The 17,527-nt window shown below is 34.4% G+C and carries 14 protein-coding genes and 1 pseudogene; 3 read left to right on the top strand and 12 right to left on the bottom strand.

The annotated features are described in order from the left end of the window. Nucleotides 1-66: 66 nt before the first annotated feature. The 3 genes and pseudogenes from FC97_RS07215 to FC97_RS07205 all read right to left on the bottom strand — a co-directional run bounded on the left by FC97_RS07215 (nucleotide 67) and on the right by FC97_RS07205 (nucleotide 3,729). Nucleotides 67-1,443, bottom strand: a complete 1,377-nt coding sequence (locus FC97_RS07215; protein WP_054643707.1) for an SLC45 family MFS transporter — start codon at nucleotides 1,441-1,443, stop codon at nucleotides 67-69. 20 nt (nucleotides 1,444-1,463) lie between these two features. Continuing rightward, nucleotides 1,464-3,140 (bottom strand): annotated as a pseudogene (locus FC97_RS07210) (glycoside hydrolase family 13 protein). 223 nt (nucleotides 3,141-3,363) lie between these two features. Then, nucleotides 3,364-3,729: a helix-turn-helix domain-containing protein gene (locus FC97_RS07205; RefSeq protein WP_054643706.1), complete on the bottom strand. Its 366-nt coding sequence runs from the start codon at nucleotides 3,727-3,729 to the stop codon at nucleotides 3,364-3,366. Nucleotides 3,730-4,048: 319 nt separating this feature from the next. On the opposite strand from FC97_RS07205, the gene FC97_RS07200 reads away from it, so the two are divergent. From FC97_RS07200 to FC97_RS07190, 3 genes are all read left to right on the top strand, one after another. Continuing rightward, complete coding sequence (locus tag FC97_RS07200) at nucleotides 4,049-5,185, top strand: hypothetical protein (RefSeq protein WP_054643705.1); 1,137 nt, start codon at nucleotides 4,049-4,051, stop codon at nucleotides 5,183-5,185. 319 nt (nucleotides 5,186-5,504) lie between these two features. Continuing rightward, nucleotides 5,505-6,797, top strand: a complete 1,293-nt coding sequence (locus FC97_RS07195) for an SLAP domain-containing protein (protein ID WP_054643704.1) — start codon at nucleotides 5,505-5,507, stop codon at nucleotides 6,795-6,797. Between the two features lie 178 nt (nucleotides 6,798-6,975). Beyond that, complete coding sequence (locus tag FC97_RS07190) at nucleotides 6,976-7,752, top strand: Cof-type HAD-IIB family hydrolase (RefSeq protein WP_054643703.1); 777 nt, start codon at nucleotides 6,976-6,978, stop codon at nucleotides 7,750-7,752. Here FC97_RS07190 and FC97_RS07185 read toward each other — a convergent pair. The 9 genes from FC97_RS07185 to FC97_RS07150 form a co-directional block, all read right to left on the bottom strand. Continuing rightward, nucleotides 7,749-8,327 carry a helix-turn-helix domain-containing protein gene (locus FC97_RS07185; protein WP_054643702.1) on the bottom strand — a complete coding sequence of 193 codons (579 nt, stop codon included), beginning with the start codon at nucleotides 8,325-8,327 and terminating at the stop codon, nucleotides 7,749-7,751. The two genes, FC97_RS07190 and FC97_RS07185, sit on opposite strands and share 4 nt — an antisense overlap. A gap of 162 nt (nucleotides 8,328-8,489) precedes the next feature. Continuing rightward, the gene (locus FC97_RS07180; RefSeq protein WP_054643701.1) at nucleotides 8,490-9,311 is read right to left on the bottom strand and encodes a Cof-type HAD-IIB family hydrolase; all 822 of its coding nucleotides are present in this window, start codon (nucleotides 9,309-9,311) and stop codon (nucleotides 8,490-8,492) included. Nucleotides 9,312-9,404: 93 nt separating this feature from the next. Next, on the bottom strand, nucleotides 9,405-11,297 hold the full coding sequence (locus FC97_RS07175; RefSeq protein WP_054643700.1) for a M13 family metallopeptidase: 1,893 nt from the start codon (nucleotides 11,295-11,297) through the stop codon (nucleotides 9,405-9,407). Between the two features lie 332 nt (nucleotides 11,298-11,629). Continuing rightward, entirely contained in the window at nucleotides 11,630-12,799 is a 1,170-nt protein-coding gene (locus FC97_RS07170; RefSeq protein WP_054643699.1) for a family 8 glycosyl hydrolase, read from the bottom strand. A 15-nt stretch (nucleotides 12,800-12,814) separates the two neighbouring features. Next, nucleotides 12,815-14,113 (bottom strand): glycosyltransferase family 2 protein, encoded by a 1,299-nt coding sequence (locus FC97_RS07165; protein ID WP_054643698.1) that lies wholly within the window; start codon nucleotides 14,111-14,113, stop codon nucleotides 12,815-12,817. Then, the gene (locus FC97_RS13380) at nucleotides 14,103-14,258 is read right to left on the bottom strand and encodes a hypothetical protein (protein ID WP_156314119.1); all 156 of its coding nucleotides are present in this window, start codon (nucleotides 14,256-14,258) and stop codon (nucleotides 14,103-14,105) included. Before FC97_RS13380 ends, FC97_RS07165 begins: the two co-directional genes overlap by 11 nt. Nucleotides 14,259-14,269: 11 nt before the next feature. Continuing rightward, a complete protein-coding gene (locus FC97_RS07160; protein WP_082604733.1) occupies nucleotides 14,270-15,136 on the bottom strand; it encodes a diguanylate cyclase domain-containing protein in 867 nt (288 codons plus the stop codon). Between the two features lie 222 nt (nucleotides 15,137-15,358). Then, nucleotides 15,359-15,595 carry a bacteriocin immunity protein gene (locus FC97_RS07155; RefSeq protein ID WP_143442703.1) on the bottom strand — a complete coding sequence of 79 codons (237 nt, stop codon included), beginning with the start codon at nucleotides 15,593-15,595 and terminating at the stop codon, nucleotides 15,359-15,361. Between the two features lie 96 nt (nucleotides 15,596-15,691). Then, nucleotides 15,692-17,395, bottom strand: a complete 1,704-nt coding sequence (locus FC97_RS07150; RefSeq protein ID WP_054643694.1) for an MFS transporter — start codon at nucleotides 17,393-17,395, stop codon at nucleotides 15,692-15,694. Between the last annotated feature and the right edge of the window lie 132 nt (nucleotides 17,396-17,527).

The following is a 17,527-nucleotide window of genomic DNA, read 5'->3' as shown; positions in this document are numbered from 1 at the left end:
CCCTCCTTGTATTTGCTTACAATAATATTTTAATCGTTTATTTTACTTTTGAATAGTGAATTTTTACTATTTACCTTCATGGACAATAGCTACTGAAAAGCCACCAATTACCATGGCTACAAATCCAATAATCATCATCATACTTTGGCTACTACCAACCATTGGGAAGATAATGAAACTTGCTAATGAACCAATAATTTGTGGTAGACAAACCGCAATATTGAATAACCCTAAGTATGATCCATTATTCTTACCATCTAATGATGTTGTCAACATAGTAAATGGCAATGTATTAATAGTAAAGTTACCTATTCCATATAGTGCAAAAGCAATCAATGCAATCCACTGACTATGTGTAGTAGCAACAATAATGATACTAATGGCGTCAGCAAACAATCCTACTGAATACCATAGTTTACGTTGATTAGCTTTAGTTTTGGCATAAAATAATCCCCAAATCAAAGCTGCAACACTATAAAAGGCTGTCATAACACCATACCAGTTACCAGCTGCCTGGAAACCGGCTGATGCTGGATTAGTTGTGTGCCAAATATTATTGGCCATTGCTCCTGTTGCGTAAGTCCAAGTATACATGATACCAATCCAACTAAATAATTGAACTATTGATAATTCCCAAAATGCTCTTGGAGCTTTCTTCAATAGTTTCCATAAGCTGGGTGTAACTTTTTGTGCATCTGATTTAATTTTATGATACTTAGCGTATGTTTCAGGATTATATTCTTTAACATTGAGAATTGTTACTACACTAGTAATCAATAACATAGCAGCGCCAATCAAATATGCCCAAATAACAGTTAATGGAACTTGTCCCTTGGCTGCTGTATTTGCAATACCCATCTTTGTGAGAATAAATGGTAACAAAGCTGCTAAGATACCACCGGCATAACTAAAAATTTGTTGCCAAGACCAAGCCAAATTCTTTTGATCTTCATTAACCATATCTCCGGCTAACATTTTGTACGGTGCTAAACAAACATTACTGAACAAATCCATTAATGCAATTGCTATAGCTGCATAAACTAAAGCTGTCATAGAACCATAGCCAAATCCAAACGAACCGGTAAATGGTAGTAATACCATAACAACCACCGTGATTGGAGCACCTACAATTAAATAAGGAATTCTTCTACCCCAACGTGTCCAAGTACTATCAGAATATTTACCCAATAATGGTTGAACAAACATTCCTAATAGTGGTGGCAATAGGAAGAACCATCCCAGATTATTGGGATTAACTCCTATTGTTTGAGTAATTCTACTCATTTGTGAACCTTGCAATGTAAACGCCATATTGACACCAATACAACCGAAAGTCATTGCAAGAATTGTTTTCATTGGTAACTTTGGCAAAGCATTATCAAAGCCCAACGATTTTTCTTTTTTCTTAGCTGAAGTTGCCTCTACTTTTTCCGTTGACTCCATGTCTAGTTCCTTCTAACTTATTAAAATTGATAAACTTTTGCTTCATATGGACGTAATGTATCACCCTGAGAATCAGCGTAATTGCTAATCAGAATCTTGGCGTCCTCTGGAACGTCATAATGCCTTTCTAATCCTTTATCCGTATAATTCAGCACTACCAACAATGTCGTATCATCATCTTTTCTGGTGTAGGCATAAACATCAGGATCATCTTGATTGTCCTTAACCAAGGCATAACTACCATCAACCATGACAGGTAATTCATGGCGTAATTTTATTATCCTTTGATAATAATAGAAAATTGAATCCGGATCAGCCAAAGCTTTCTTTACATTAATTTCTTTATATTGCTTATTAACGTGTTCCCATGGTGTGCCGTCTGAGAATCCAGCATTGCTGCTGTCATCCCATTGCATTGGAGTTCTAGCATTATCACGACTGTGCATTCCCATATACTTCAACATCGTTTTTCCATCTAGGAGATGTTGTTCATCGACTATTTGGTGATAAGCATTGATACTATCAAGATCCACATAATCACTTAATTTATCAAAGTAAGCATTCGTCATTCCAATTTCTTCACCTTCAAATACGAAAGGAGTTCCCTGTTGGAAATGAAGCATTGTTGCTAACATCTTGGCACTTAAAACACGTTTTTCTTCAGTACTATCGTCACCAAACCGTGAAACAACTCTTGGTTGATCGTGATTATTCCAATATAACGAATTCTAAGCTTTACCAGCCAATGCTGTTTGCCATTTCGTCAAATTCTCACGAAGATCAGTAAGTGATGTCTTCTTATCAGACCAACGTCCTAGTGCTGGATTTGAACTGCTATCTAAGCCCACATGTTCAAATTGAAAAACCATATCCAATTCTTTGCCATCTAGATTGGAATATTTTTTAGCCTCATCTGTTGTAACCGCTGGTGCTTCACCAACTGTAACCATCTTATGTTTGCTCATGACATTTCGATTCATTTCTTGTAGAAATTCGTGAATTCGATGTCCGTTGGCAACGACTGGTTCCGGATTTCCATATAATTCATCAGGTGCTTTCTTAACATCAGGTAATCCTTCTGGCTTAGAAATGTAATTGATAACATCCATTCTGAAACCATCCACCCCTTTATCTGCCCACCAATTCATCATGTCATAAACGGAATGACGAACATTTTTGTTTTCCCAATTCAAATCAGGTTGTTGTGGAGCAAATAAATGTAAGTAATACTGACCAGTTTGTTCATCATATTTCCATGCTGGTCCTGTAAAGAATGAGCCCCAATTATTTGGTGCTTTTCCATCTTTACCATCACGCCAAATATAATAATCACGATATGGATTATCTTTACCTTTTCGGGATTCTTGGAACCATTTATGTTCATCTGATGTATGATTGACAACTAAATCCATCATAATTTTCAAGCCTAATTTGTGAGCTTTGCTGAGTAAATTATCAAAGTCTTCCATATTACCAAAATCAGGATTAATTGCTCTATAATCTGAAATATCATAACCATTGTCAACTTGAGGTGATTTATAAATGGGACTCAACCACACAATGTCGACACCTAGCTTTTTAATATAATCTAATCGTTTAGTAATACCTGGTAAATCTCCAATTCCATCGCCGTTACTATCTTGATAACTAGCTGGGTATACTTGATATACAACTGCATTTTGCCACCATTTATTCAAAATCAATCATCCTCGCTTTAATTATTTTAGCAAAGCAAACGTTTGCGTAATTCAATGTAAGCCCTTGCAGATATTTTGTCAAGCAAACGTTTGCGTAAAAAGATAATTTTTAAAACTAAAATAGCCCACGGTGCTTAGCCGTGAGCCATTATTTATTTTATAAAAATAATTTTGTCCAGTGATCTGAATTCAATAGAATTACTCATATCACGTTACACATGAATCAATGTATAAACATTACTCCCCAGAATAGAACAATGGCTAACAAAACAATCACCCAAGGATTCTTCGACAAAAAATCCCAAAAATTCATTTTGCCATATTTTCTGACATATCTATTATGAATCGGATCGAACGTGAATTCATTTGGATCAATCTTTGAATTCTCTTTTTTTCCTAGAACCAAAGCATCTAAGCTAACATTAAATATACCGGATAACTTAACTAAGTTATTCATATCAGGTGTCGACTCACCTGACTCCCACTTTGAAATAGCTTGTCTAGTCACATACAATTTACCGGCCAACTCATCTTGGGTAATTCCACGATCAGTTCTATATTTCTTTAATTGACTTGAAAACTCAATCATCTTCAATCCCACCCTTTGAACAAATTTCATCTTTATAATTATATTTTCGTATAGCATTTAACTATAAACAAGCAACAAATTAGTCATATTTGCGTTTAAAAATCATTAACTAGCGCAACTTTAGTTTGCGGAACTAATTATTAAAGCCGATGAATTGAACTTTAATGGCTTGCTTTCTAAGTTGCACCATGCATAACGTCGTTACAATATCATTTATCTAATTTAAAAAAATATATCCATATTAATTTATATCAAATTGACCCTGTCATCATTCTTATAGTAAAGCGATAATAATTATAATAAATTATTAGGAGTCTCTATGCGTAAATTAAGTCTATTCATTTTAACCTTTATTTTACTTCTTATTTCTGGATGTAGTATTGCTAAACATAAGTCCACTTCCTACGATATTAAGGCAAATACTCAAAAGATCATCAACTCTGATTCCAAAACTTGGATTTTCAATGAAGCCATTAATTCTAAACAAACCAAATTCGGAGTTTCCAGCAAAATAGATACATCTGCCATAACCAAAGCCAACGATCTAGATTTGTGGACTACTTCAAAAGGCAAATTCAAATCTATTGCTACAGGGTATAAACAAGCATCTTTCTCAGAATGGAAGAAACTATCACGTAAACATTACATGAAATCATACCAAAAAAAGCTTCACTATATGTCAGTCAAACAAGTTAACGAAGCTTTGAAAGCTCTAGGTGCTAAATTTGAAATCAATAAGATGACTGATCTTATTTTTCTAAAACCTGAAATTGGTGATTTAACGCTAAATCAAGCGTTTGTTGCTAAAGGCCACAAACTATATGCCATTGACATTCAGTACATGGATGTTGAGCAAACCACCACTATTGAACGTGGTAAATCTTTTGTTGACACTCAAAACAAAAAATCAGCTAAACATTTAGACGTAAGCAGTCTTAATGGAACTTGGATTGCTCCCGAAACAACGACTAGTGCCAATGATTCTGGGAAAATTTTAGTAAAGGATGGTTACCTTTATCAACATCGTTATGATAGTTTTGAACGTTCAGCCATTCAAGATTTGAGTAAATACTCATTGATATCTTTGAATCAAAACTCAACTTATGCCTTACAAAAAAGAGAAGCCGCTCAAGCTGGGTATCAATTATCACGTGACACTGTTGCTAGTGGTGATAGTCTTGGATATTTATACCTCTTCACTAATAAAAAAGAATTACTTCGAATCGGCGCTGGTCAAGCAACAAAATATCAAAAAACAAGTGACACTATTTCTTCAACTGACCTACCACAGAACCAAGTCGATATTTTCACTAAAGTTGATACTGCCAATCCTAAAAATGCTGCTTCAACTATAACTACTAAAGCAGGTCCCTCTATTGTCAGTATTAGTTCCAGTATTAAATATTTAACTGATTCTGAGGCCGGTCAAATTATCAACGAGCAAGTAGCCCAATAATGTTCAAAGGACACATAATCTATTTACAGGTTATGTGTCCTTTTTGTCTAGCTACTGTTTATGATATGAAAAGTATCGTTTACGACAAAATGACATTAATTACCTACTCGTTGCATAAAATATACATGGAAAGGGTGATTAATGGAACTGGATTTAATTGACCTCTAAATTAGCATTTATTGTCTAAGAATTATTAAAGAAATAAAAAATTCATCGCTATTTAGCCATATTTCGACTAAAATCATAGACATAAAAGGCAAGCTATGAGGTCACCTATTTATTTTTTAAATTACATTTTTCATATTAAGGGGATACAGAAATGAATAAGAAAAGAATCATTTTAGCTTCAACACTAGCTGTTTTAGTAGCACCAACAGTTTTAGGAAACATTTCAAATAATACAACCACTCCAGTTCAAGCCGCCACAACCACTACAGACAATACCATTAAAAATCCAATTGGTACTGTTGATTATGGTGGTGCCTACACCGTTGACGCCAACGGTAAGCAAACAAGTCTCTTCCTTTCCGGTAAATCATCTTGGAAATTAGGCAAATCTGTTCTTATCAATGGACAAAGATACTACGAAGTCGCTACTAACAATTACATTAGTTCCGAACATATTACTCTTACTGATGGTATGCCTGTTGTAAATCCAACTATGGTTAAGCCAGCTGTTGATAATCAAATCGGTACTTTGAGCTATGCCGTTAAATTAGTTGACGCACAAGGAAATCCAACTGGTAGAACCTTACCTGCTGGATCCTCTTGGCAATTAGGCAACATGTACAATATTGGCATGAATACCTACTACCAAGTTGGAAATAACGAATATGCACTTGAAAGCGGTATTAAAACAAGTATTGCTAAACCTGCTAACAATCAAAGCAACACTAACACAAATACTAATACAAGCGTATCGAGTCAAGTTGGTACTGTAACTTACCCTGCACAAATTGTAGACGAAACTGGTCATCTATCCGGAGTAACTCTACCTGTCGGTTCTTCTTGGAAGTTAGGCAAAGTTATCGGTATTGGTATGAATAACTATTATCAAGTTGCTACTAATGAATACGTACCTGTTAAAAACATTCAGGTCAAAGGTACTTCAAATACCGTTGGACAAAGTACCCCTGTAAATACAACTATCAATTTGTACAGTGCTTCATACATTCTTGATGATAATGGTAATAATACTGGTAAAATCCTACCAGCTGGCTCTTCATGGCATACTGATCAGAAAAAGACAATGAATCACTATATCTATTATCGTGTTGCAACTAATCAATGGGTAACTAACGGTGGCTATGAAGGCAGTTCCAATAGTATCTTCTCCAACGGTCCTATTGCCATTACTCTCAATAAAGATATTACACTGTATGACACTTCAACTAATTCATTAACTAGAACACTTCCAAAAGGTAGTTCTTGGAGAATTAACCGCTCCGTTCAAAATAGTAATGGTCAATACTTCGTTCAAGTTTCAACTAACGAATGGATCCCCTTCAGTGATGGATCAATCCAAGATTATGCTGGTGGTAATACAATTGTAAGTGGCATAAAGTATGCTGCCGCGATTGAACCAACTTTTGCTACTGACGTAATTAAATAGTTTTTAACACATTTTAAAAAACAACACCTTTTTAGAAAACTCAATACATTCTATATGTATTAAGCAATCCGAATAGATGTTGTTTTTTATTTTGAACTGAAATAAATGTCCTCGGTATCATTTTTCCTATATGTTAAGATATTACGAGTACACAAATAAAAATTAAGTTGGTGATCTTTTGCAAACAAATTACAAAGGAACCGTATTTTTTGATCTAGACGGAACCCTACTAAATAACCAATCTCAAGTCGAGAATTCAGTTGCTTCTGCTGTTCGTCAGTTAAAGGAAAATGATTATTTACCTGTTATCTGTACCGGACGTGCACCTATTGAAATTGAAGCAGCCACAAGTGCCACTGGTATTAATACTTATGTTACCTTAAATGGCGCCTTGGTCGAGTCTCAAGGTAAAACTATTTATAGCAATGATATTAAACCAGATGTGATCAAAAATATAATGGATATGGCTCATAAAAATGGCGATTCCCTCTTTATGCATGCACACACTAGAAACTCTTTGAGTGCTCAAACGCCATTTATTAAAGAGTTCTTTCATGCACTAAAACTAGAAATCCCTGAAATTGATCCTAATTTCTACAAGAAAGACGCTATTCCAATGTTCGTTGTCATTACTGATGATGACGGTAAAAAATATCAAAAAGAATTTCCAGAACTTCAAATCTATAATACTGGCTACCATTCACTCGATACAGTTGCCAAAGGTGTCTCTAAAATGAGCGGTATCAAACACTTACTTGAAGAATTAAATATGAAAGATAAACCAGTCTATGCTTTTGGTGATGGTGCTAATGATATTCCAATGATTGAATTTGCTGACTATGGTATTGCAATGGCAAATGGTATTGATGAAGTTAAAGACATCGCGACTTACATTACTACTGAAAACGTTAATGGTGGTATCGTGAATGGTTTAAAACACTTCAATCTGATCTAATTCATAATCAATTTTGTAATAATTAGAGCAACTAATGCCAACATCAAAGTAATAATTGCTGATCCAACTATCATTAGGAGTTGCTCTTTCCAATAACCCTTTTGACTTTTTAATCCGTCTTCAGGATTAAGATTCTTATTCTCCATAAAGGCTACAATTTCTTTAAAAGTCTTAATATTATGCCTTTTCTTGATTAACTCCACTTTAATAGAAGCTCCGATACCGATTGCCAAGAAAACAACCGTTATACCAAAACCCCACCATGACAAGGCATAGGTCAATGGAATTCCAACCACTACTCCTAAAATTAGAAAGATTAGCATGACGCCCGTCCAAACATCCATAGTATGATTATCGATTTCTTTTCGCATAACTCCGACATCCCCTTTTACAAGTTCATCTACAGAGATACGGAATAATGTACTCAAAATAAGTAAATTCTCAATATCAGGATAATTCTTGCCATTTTCCCAATTAGAAATTGTTTGCCGAGAAACATAAATCTTATCAGCTAATTCTTCTTGAGAAAAGTTAAAATGCCTTCGATACTTTCTGATTTGCTCATGTACTTTCATTATACCTACCTCCTCAGTTATTAGATTAACTTGTCGAGATCTATCCCACCATCAAAGTCATTTGACATCGACCATTTTATAGACATAACGGCGTTATATTATTTTAACCGAAACTAAAAAATAGGGCTAGGGATTTTTTCAATTCCTAGCTCTATTTTTCGATTACAAAACAAATTTATTAATAATCTCAGCCAAGGCATCATGATTATTGTCAGCCTCTGTTATATACTTAGCAGCTTCTTTGACACTATCAATTCCGTTAGCAACACTAACTGGCAAACCAACAGCTTTAAGCATTGGTAAATCGTTACTATTATCACCTGCAGCAATAATTTCTTCTGGCTTAATGCCTAATAATTCACCTAGTTGAACCGAAGCACTACCTTTGTCGATTCCTGCTGGGTTAAATTCAACATAACGATCAGATGAATAGGTTACAGCTAAATTCTTAGGATCAACTTTTGCTTCAACATCAGCACGCATTTGTTTACGTTCAGACATTGTTGGTAAAGCCATGATAACTTTCATAATGTTGGCATCTTTGAATTGGTCAAAATTAGCATCCTTCATCTCTTGGAAACTAACACCACGATTTCTCAAATAAGCCGAATCTTCAGGAACTGGATTATAAATGTAAAGTGTATCTTGCGTATATACGTGTGTAGCGGCCTTTTCATTGGCTGCTCCCGCTTCAAAAACAGCTTTAGCAATTTCAAATGGCATCGCATTAATAGCTATAGGACGATTATCCTTATTTTCCAAAATCAGTCCACCATTATAGGAAATTGAATATTGGTTAGGTTGATTTCTTAAGTGCATTGTTTCTAAATCGTTTTGGAAAGAAGTATAGCTTCGACCTGAATTGGGTACAAAGTAAACTCCCTTGGCTGTAGCAGCTTGAATAGCTTCTGCATTCTTAGTGGACAAACTACCATCATCATTCATTAAAGTTTCGTCTAAATCACAAACAATCATTTTATACATATTTTTAAATCCCTCTCAGTTATAAGCTTACCTATTCACTCTATCGAAGTAAGTAAATAAAAGCAAACGCTTTCCTAAAAAATGAGAGTCAACTTACCAAATATTCAAACGTTGTGTCTTATCTAGCCACATACCATCCGTTTTCTTAATATCAAAAGCCTTATATAAATCATCCATTTCTTGTGCAATAATATTGCAACGTAAAGGAGCTGGTGAATGTACATCTACCGACAAAAGCATTTCATTAATTTGTTTAGTCGACTTGATTCGCCAATTAAGCGCCCAGTTAACAAAAAACACTTTACAATTAAATTTAGGCTCTGACTTGGCTACTTCTAAAGCACAAGCTAATCCCCCAACATCAGCAATATTCTCACTTACCACCAAAGACCCATCAACCTTTTTACCCATGTATGAAATTCCGTCAAATTGGTCAATCATCTTCTGGGTCAAGCTTTGAAAATTTTCATAATCTTTGGGAGTCCACCAATTCTTCATATTTCCTAATTCATCAAATTTAGCACCGTTATTATCAAATGCATGTGAAATTTCATGTGCTATCACTGAACCAATCCCACCATAATTTTGACTAACGGTCTGTTTTAAACCGTAAAATGGTCGTTGAAGTATAGCTGCCGGAAACGTTATATCATTAGCTGAAGGATTATAACTAGCATTAACTTCATAACCAGATATGTTCCATTTTGATCTATCAAATGGTTTATGATATTGTTCAAACATATTTTTAACTTCTAGGATCCTTATATGACGGACATTTTCATATAATGACTTTTCAGTATCAATAACAAATCTATTGTAAAGCAAATCAAGTTTTTCCGGATAACCTATTTTAATAATCATCTTGTCCAATTTCAAAATGGCATTTTTTTTAGTAATCTCACTCAACCATTTATTCTGTGTTAATCTCTTCTTATATGTATCAATTATCTTCTTAACCATATTAAGAACGTCTTTTTTAGCATCCTCACCAAAATGTTTTTTCCCATAATAAATACCAATTGGTTCACTAAAAAGACTAGTAGTAAGACGGCAGGCATATTTCTCACGCTTCTCCACACCGCTAATTCCCATCAATTGGCTTTTATATCGGCTGACAATCTGACGACTAGGTTCATCAATTAGATCAGCATTCTTCATTAGAAAACTAACTAACATCCATGCCTTGATTTCATCAAACGTACTATCATTAACTAATTCATTTAAATGATCAAAATATCTTGGTTCTCCAATAATCACCTGTTTTGGTTCATCACCAATTAAGCTTTTAACCATTGATTGCAAGTCCATGTAATTAGATTTTTTACCAAAATCTACAAAAGAGATGGGATTATAAATTCTAGAATAGTCTGCCCATTCTTCTGAACTTTTAACCATTGGCACCAATCTACGATCAAACCTCAAGGCCGCCTCAACCGTTTGAGAAATAAAGATGGTATCGTACCCTAACTTAGTTAGCAAATCCCTAGCCGTTTGAGAATAAAAATTCAGCAATTGCTTACCCGTTAAATTATTAGCACTATAATAGGATTTATCTGGCAAAATCAACTTGGCCCCTGCAACATAAAGCGCCTTCTGAGAATTGTCCTTCATATTCTCATGGACTTCTGCAATTAAGGGTAGAGGAAAGTCATTTTCAAAATAAAACTTTAATTCATCATTCAAATTTTTCAATTCATGCATATTGATTATTTTGTCTAAATCATTTTTAATGGCAGTAGATCCTTTTAATTCTAGTGCCATATCGTATAGTTTAACTGCTTGAAGTATAACTTTATTCTGAATAGTTTCATTTCCTGATATGAAGTCATTAAGATCACTTCTTAACTTTTTTTCAACATCAAAAAACAAATTAGGAAAAGTACCCACACGTGGATAATCCTTAGGTATAACTGCCTTTCTTAACCAATGACCATTGACCGCTAAATACAAATCATCTTTAAGGCTAGTTGATTCGGTACTAATCATGTTACCGGCTCCTCCAATTATATTGCTCCTTAACACCTGATTCACCTTCACTTAAACTAATTTTGTTATATTATATCATCAATTTAGGAATAAAATAGTGTGAAATTAGGAATAATCAAATTTAGTTAACTTTTTTCTAATGATAATCATTAGTCAAAGTAGCAAAATAAATCATAATTGGTCTACCTGAAAAAGTATAAAATAAAATATAATAATTTCTGTTTAAAAGAAGCCTATCATAGCAACCATCTACGATGATTATTATGATAGGCTTCTTCTTTTTCTCAATTGGTCTAGTTCTTTTATTTTTTGCTAAAATTTATTTAGAATATTTATTTATTTTGTCCAATACTGCCACTAGTTAGCAACATTATCATCTGAATAGTAGCGGGATAATAATTATTTGTTGGAATTTCGGCGGTTAAATCCTTTGTATAATTATGTTTCAATTTCTGATCAGAGAGTACTTGAGCTGCATAAGCCACTGGAGCTGTAAAAGCAATATTAGTATAATCTTCAACCGCTTTACCATCTAAGGTATAAACTGCTGTAATTCTCTTCTTTGACGCAAAGAAATCACACATTTTTTGAGCGATACCTTTACTTGTCTGACTATGATTCAATTGATAGTCATATGCTACTCGCCAAGGTATTCGACAAGCATTAAATCCATATTGGGCATCATATTGAGATGCCACTTGATTAGCTTTAACACTACCTAATTTCAATTGCTTACCTTTGATTGTAACAAAATCAGCCATTAACCCAGTCTTATGTTGATCACTTAATTCCTTCAAGGCTTTCTGACTGTTTTGAGCTACCTTAGTCCAGCTACCATCTTTGGTATAACTAGCAAACTTACGAAAATAAGCTGTCATCAAATCAGACGTTCTTACCAAATTAGCTGATTCACTAGCAGTCGCCCAATTACCAACCCGTGGCAAGTTTGTTGTTGGATTAATTTCGTGTTTTTTAATGGCATTCAATAATCGGTTAGCCAACTGATTATATTTCAAATCACCTTTACTGCCCCACTTCTCATCTGCCAAAATCAAAGCGTAAGCAATATCCAAATCTCCATCAGTCGCACTAGTCTGCTCAGCCTTAGTACTAACCATTTTGCCATTCTTTTGATTCTGACGCCATGACATCAAAGGGTTATCAGCACTAATTCGATGTGCTAAGTAATAACGAGTTAACTGATCAAATGATTTTTGGCTGCCAAAGCCTTGTTTAGCCGCCATAACGGTGATCAACATCCCATAACCTTGAGCCTCAGAAAGAGTCTGTACTTTATTGCCAGTATTGGTCTTAACGTATCTTTGTTGACCAGAACCTTTTAAATAGGCTTTCTTCCAAGTGTGATAGCGGGACTTAATAGTCGCTGTACTGACATTTGAGGTACTCTGCGGTGACTGGGTATTATAGATGGCCGTTCCAATTGCAAAAGCAACTAAAATGATTAGTCCACTAAGTAACCACTGATACTTATGTTTCTTCAAATTACTCTTCCCCCATTAAAATCTTTGCGTTTTATACCACTGCGTGTGCCGTTTACCCGTTATCTTATCTCGTAAAATGGCCCAAAAGGCCGCAATCGAAACAATAATGAATAACTGTGCGTAGGTAAAGTACGAAACTAGAGTATAGAAAAAGTTCTGAACCGTTTCTTGCCCATAATCACTTGCTAAGGCAATATTCATCTGCAACAAATACAGGAAGAACATCATCAGCCAATTAACCATGAACAGAACTGACAACGGTGTGCCTAGTGATACTAATTGATGGACCTGCGGAAAGACACTCTGCACTCCCGCCAAAATCAGATTCAAAATAAAAATTGTATTTGAAATAATAATTGCAGCGTTGAACCAGAAAAAGGTACAGACATAATAGAAGACTTCCAACTTAATTCGCCAAGACGTGCGATCAAAGAGATGTTTTAAATTATCTAGAATAACTTCATAGTTACCACGAGCCCAACGTTTACGCTGGTTATAATAAGCAAACAGTGTTTCAGGTTCTTGTTGAAATGCCTCAGCCCGATGTGCCAGAGCAATCAACTTTCCCGAACGCATCAAACTAAATGAAATAGCAGTATCTTCAGTCAAAGCACCATTATTCCAACCACCAATTGATTGAACAATTTCCTTATTAATTATGAAATTAGTTCCTGGTATTCGACCGATTTTAAAGAGTTGCCAGAGACCAGTATGTTGAATACGTTGCGTATTGACAATTTCCAAATTAATACAACGAGTCAAAAAATTTTGCTGATAATTACGCGTTTTATTACGACCAAATGCTGCCGCGTAACGTTCAGGATTTTCTAAAACCTTTTGAACCAGAAAATAGAGAGCATTCTTTTCCGGTGCCGCATCAGCATCATAAACACCTAAATACTCGCCTGTCGACACTTTTAAAGCATCATTCAGAACTCCGGCTTTCCCACCAGTACCCGTTCTTTCAATAACTCGAAAGTTATGGTTCTTAAATTCCTTAATCTGTTTCAATTCACGAACTCTATCAGCTGTATGGTCATTACAATTATCGGCATAAACTAATAATTCAAATCGATCAAGCGGATAGTTCAAACGTAAAATAGATTGCACTGTATCCTGAATCACCAATTCCTCATTATGAGCAGGTACGACTAAAGTTACCTTTGGATAACGTTTTAATGGTGGTAAATTATCAATATTAGTGTGCTGTAAATGTTTAAAAATAAAAATTACCCCACCACTTAAAGTAACTACGGTCATAAAAATCGACAACCAAATGGTAATTATTGCGATGACATATAAATTATCGATCATGCTGTTTATCCTCCGTATTAAAACGACGGATAGTTAACTTAAAGATTTGCCACCAACAGATTGACAAGACGACAATGACAATTCCAAAAATAATTGTGACTACTAAACTAAACGAAAAGAGCCAATTTAAGCTTCCTAAGACCATCTAATTCTCCCTCAGAGATATTCTTTAACGATATCCGTTTCTGCACTACGTTCCAACTGTGTCAACGTATCCTCAACATTACGATTCTTAACTCTATCCTGACTAGAATAAGTTATTTGTCCCATTCTTAACACCAAAGCATTTCTAGCCAATCCAAACTCTTCAGCGATATCATCAATGTGACTCTTAATTTTTTTCTTCATAATTGGTGCATTATTAGCTCCCAACATTGGTGATAGAATAACAAATCTACCGGCACCAATGTAATATAAATGATCAACTGTAAATAACATTCCATTCAAATGCTCAGCGGTTGCCCGTAACAAACGATTAAACTTTTGATTACCCAAGAAATTAACAATATTTTCGAGAAAATCGATTTTGACCATCGTTAAGGTAAACCGATAATCTTCTTCATGATAGAAGACTAGTTTCAACTCTCTAGCTACAGCAATGTTCAGGGCCCGGGCATTCAAAGCGCCCGTAATCACTTCCAAGTCAGGTTTCTCCTGTTGCAATTGAGCCAGCTCGGCTGCCAAGGCTTTCCGTTTTAATAATTGATGGTCTAGCAGATACATTAAATAGGTAGTTAATGGTGTAATTGTCAATAAAGCGACTGCTGGCCACAAGTACAACTCCCTAGTATAGGGAATCATTAACATTAATCCCCCTGCACACATGCTAACAAAAGACAGAACACTTCCTAATATAATGTAGGTCGTTCGTCCTAAAAGCAATCCCAAAATGAATACTAAAGATACAATCAGAAAGTTCAGCCACGACCCATCAATGACACTCAAATACAATAGAGTGTACTGATAAATTAATATCAAGAGCATCCCCACAAAGACCATATTGTCGACTGATTTAAACTTCATTCACTCATCCTCATTTATAGAAATATTCAGCAATTGACTCCAATCAATCTAGTTAACAATAATTTTTAAGTATTGTCAAAGTGATTTTTGCTGTATTCAGGAAAAATCAACCTATTAAAAATAACTTTAATTTTCTATTTTTTGAACCATTTTATTTATTATAAAACAAAGGCCAGCCACAATAATAGTTTTGTGGCTGGCTTATTAATTTATCCGTACCTGTTAAATTCTTTCGAACCAAATTAGACCTGCTTGTGTAGCACTCCATTCAATGTCCTCACACTTAGAATTGATTCTTCTTGATTCATAGTACAAATCAATCAAAGATTTAGGAAAGCCATTACTATCTTTCATATATTCATTAGCAATGTATTTACATATTAATGAAGATACTTGACCAATATTATGTTGTTTTTTTAATTCATTAATAAATTGACCAAGTGTTTTTTTCAATTTCATTCGTTTTTCAACTTCGAGACTATTGCAAATGACAATAATTACACTAATTGGACTTTTGATTATTTTTAAAAATAAAACAATTACCAATTAATCCCTTTATTCATATTGCTTTTCTTTGAAGATAAATATAGCTAAGAATCCGCATACAACAAAGGGTAATTCCCATTTATATAACTTTAAAAATGCATCTGTTAGTTGATTATGAACATGCCGCTTCACATCCTTAAAGATACCCTTCAATTCATGGTTGATAACTTTAACTTTATCCTGTGTGGCTACTAAAACCTTTTGATACAATTGTTGCCTAATTTCCGTTGGCAAAATTATACCGGTATTGGATTTAGCACTGATAATGAGTTTGGTTTGAGCTTTTGCCATTTTAACTGTTTGATCAGTACTTATTTGTGGTTGTTTGATACTTTGCGAATTAATTTGACTAGTATTATCATTTCCTTTTACTTTGGTAATCATCTTATTCTGTACTGTCTTAGGTAACTTAGAATTCTCTATTCTATCAGTTGCATAAGAATGAACATTTTGTTTGGCTGAATCAATATTGCCATCCAATAATGATAAAAAGAGTGCAATACCAATAATTACACCAATATTTCTAACAACATTCAATACATTTTGTGCTGCAGTCAATTCTGTTCCTTCCAAGCGACCTACTGCAATCGACATAGCAGGTCCAGCTATTGAACCAATTCCTAACCCCAATAGAATATCAACTAAATAAAGTTGATTGTAATTATTCTCTAAATTTAAATGACCCATAAAATATACTGAAATACTTAAAATAATAATACCGAATCCTACTAATATTCTGCTGTTAACTTTTCCCACTAATTTGGTTGCAATCGGTGTCGAAAACAATAATGTAATTGACATAGGAGTAATCAACAACGCGGCATGAAGTTCTGAGACACCAATTACTTTAGTTAAAAATGTTGGAATGATGCCAATATAACTTGCCAAGACAATAAAAGTAATCATTATTACTATATTGGCTCCGACATAATTTCGATTTCTAAATAATTCTAGAGGAACAATTGGATCACTGCTATGTTGCTCATGATAAAGGAAGATCACAAGTAGTAATAAAGATGAAACTAAACAGCCAATTGTTCCCAAACTGAGCCAGCCCCAGTTTCTACCTTCTACCAAAGATAAAGTCAACAAGAACAAGGTTCCAGCAATCAAGACTGTCCCACCAAAATCAATTTTAATTTTCTTAACAACTTCATTTCTCATTGAAAGTAGCAATAAATTCATTATTAAAACAATTACTACTAGTGGAATATTGATTAAAAAGACCCAATGCCAACCAAAATATTGAGAAATGAAACCACCAATTGTAGGTCCAAGGGCGGCACCTAAAGCCTGCGTTGCGGCAAAGATAGCAATTATTTTATTACGTTTATCCTTCTCAACTTGTCTAAAACCTAAAATCATTCCTGACGGTAACATAACTGCCGCACCAATACTTTGAATTGAACGCCCTATTAATAAAACATTCAAAGATGAAGCCAAACCACTGATCATTGATCCAATAGCAAATACTATTAAAGCTGTATTTAGCAATTTAACATGTCCAATAATATCTCCAATTCGACCAAACGGAATCAAAAAAGAAGCAAATAAGATTGTATAGATATTAATGGCCCAAGATAAGTCCGTCAAAGATACATGTAATCCCGATTGAATTTCCGGAATAGCGATATTCATGATATTTGTATCCAAAATTACCAAAAAACCTATAACCGATAGAGTTAAGATAATTAATCTCTTTTTTATTGTCATAATTTTCACCTTCAAGTTTTTATACTGTAACTCGTGTATTTTTCTGATACACTTGTTTCAACAAGGACATTATTAAACATTTCGACTTGTAAATATATCTAAATCGCCTAATTTTAATGGATTGGAAGTTAG

It is taken from the genome of Companilactobacillus kimchii DSM 13961 = JCM 10707 (assembly GCF_001435445.1).
Classification (GTDB): domain Bacteria; phylum Bacillota; class Bacilli; order Lactobacillales; family Lactobacillaceae; genus Companilactobacillus; species Companilactobacillus kimchii.
The sequence above is the reverse complement of the archived record's forward strand: the minus strand, read 5'-3'. Positions and strand labels throughout refer to the sequence as shown.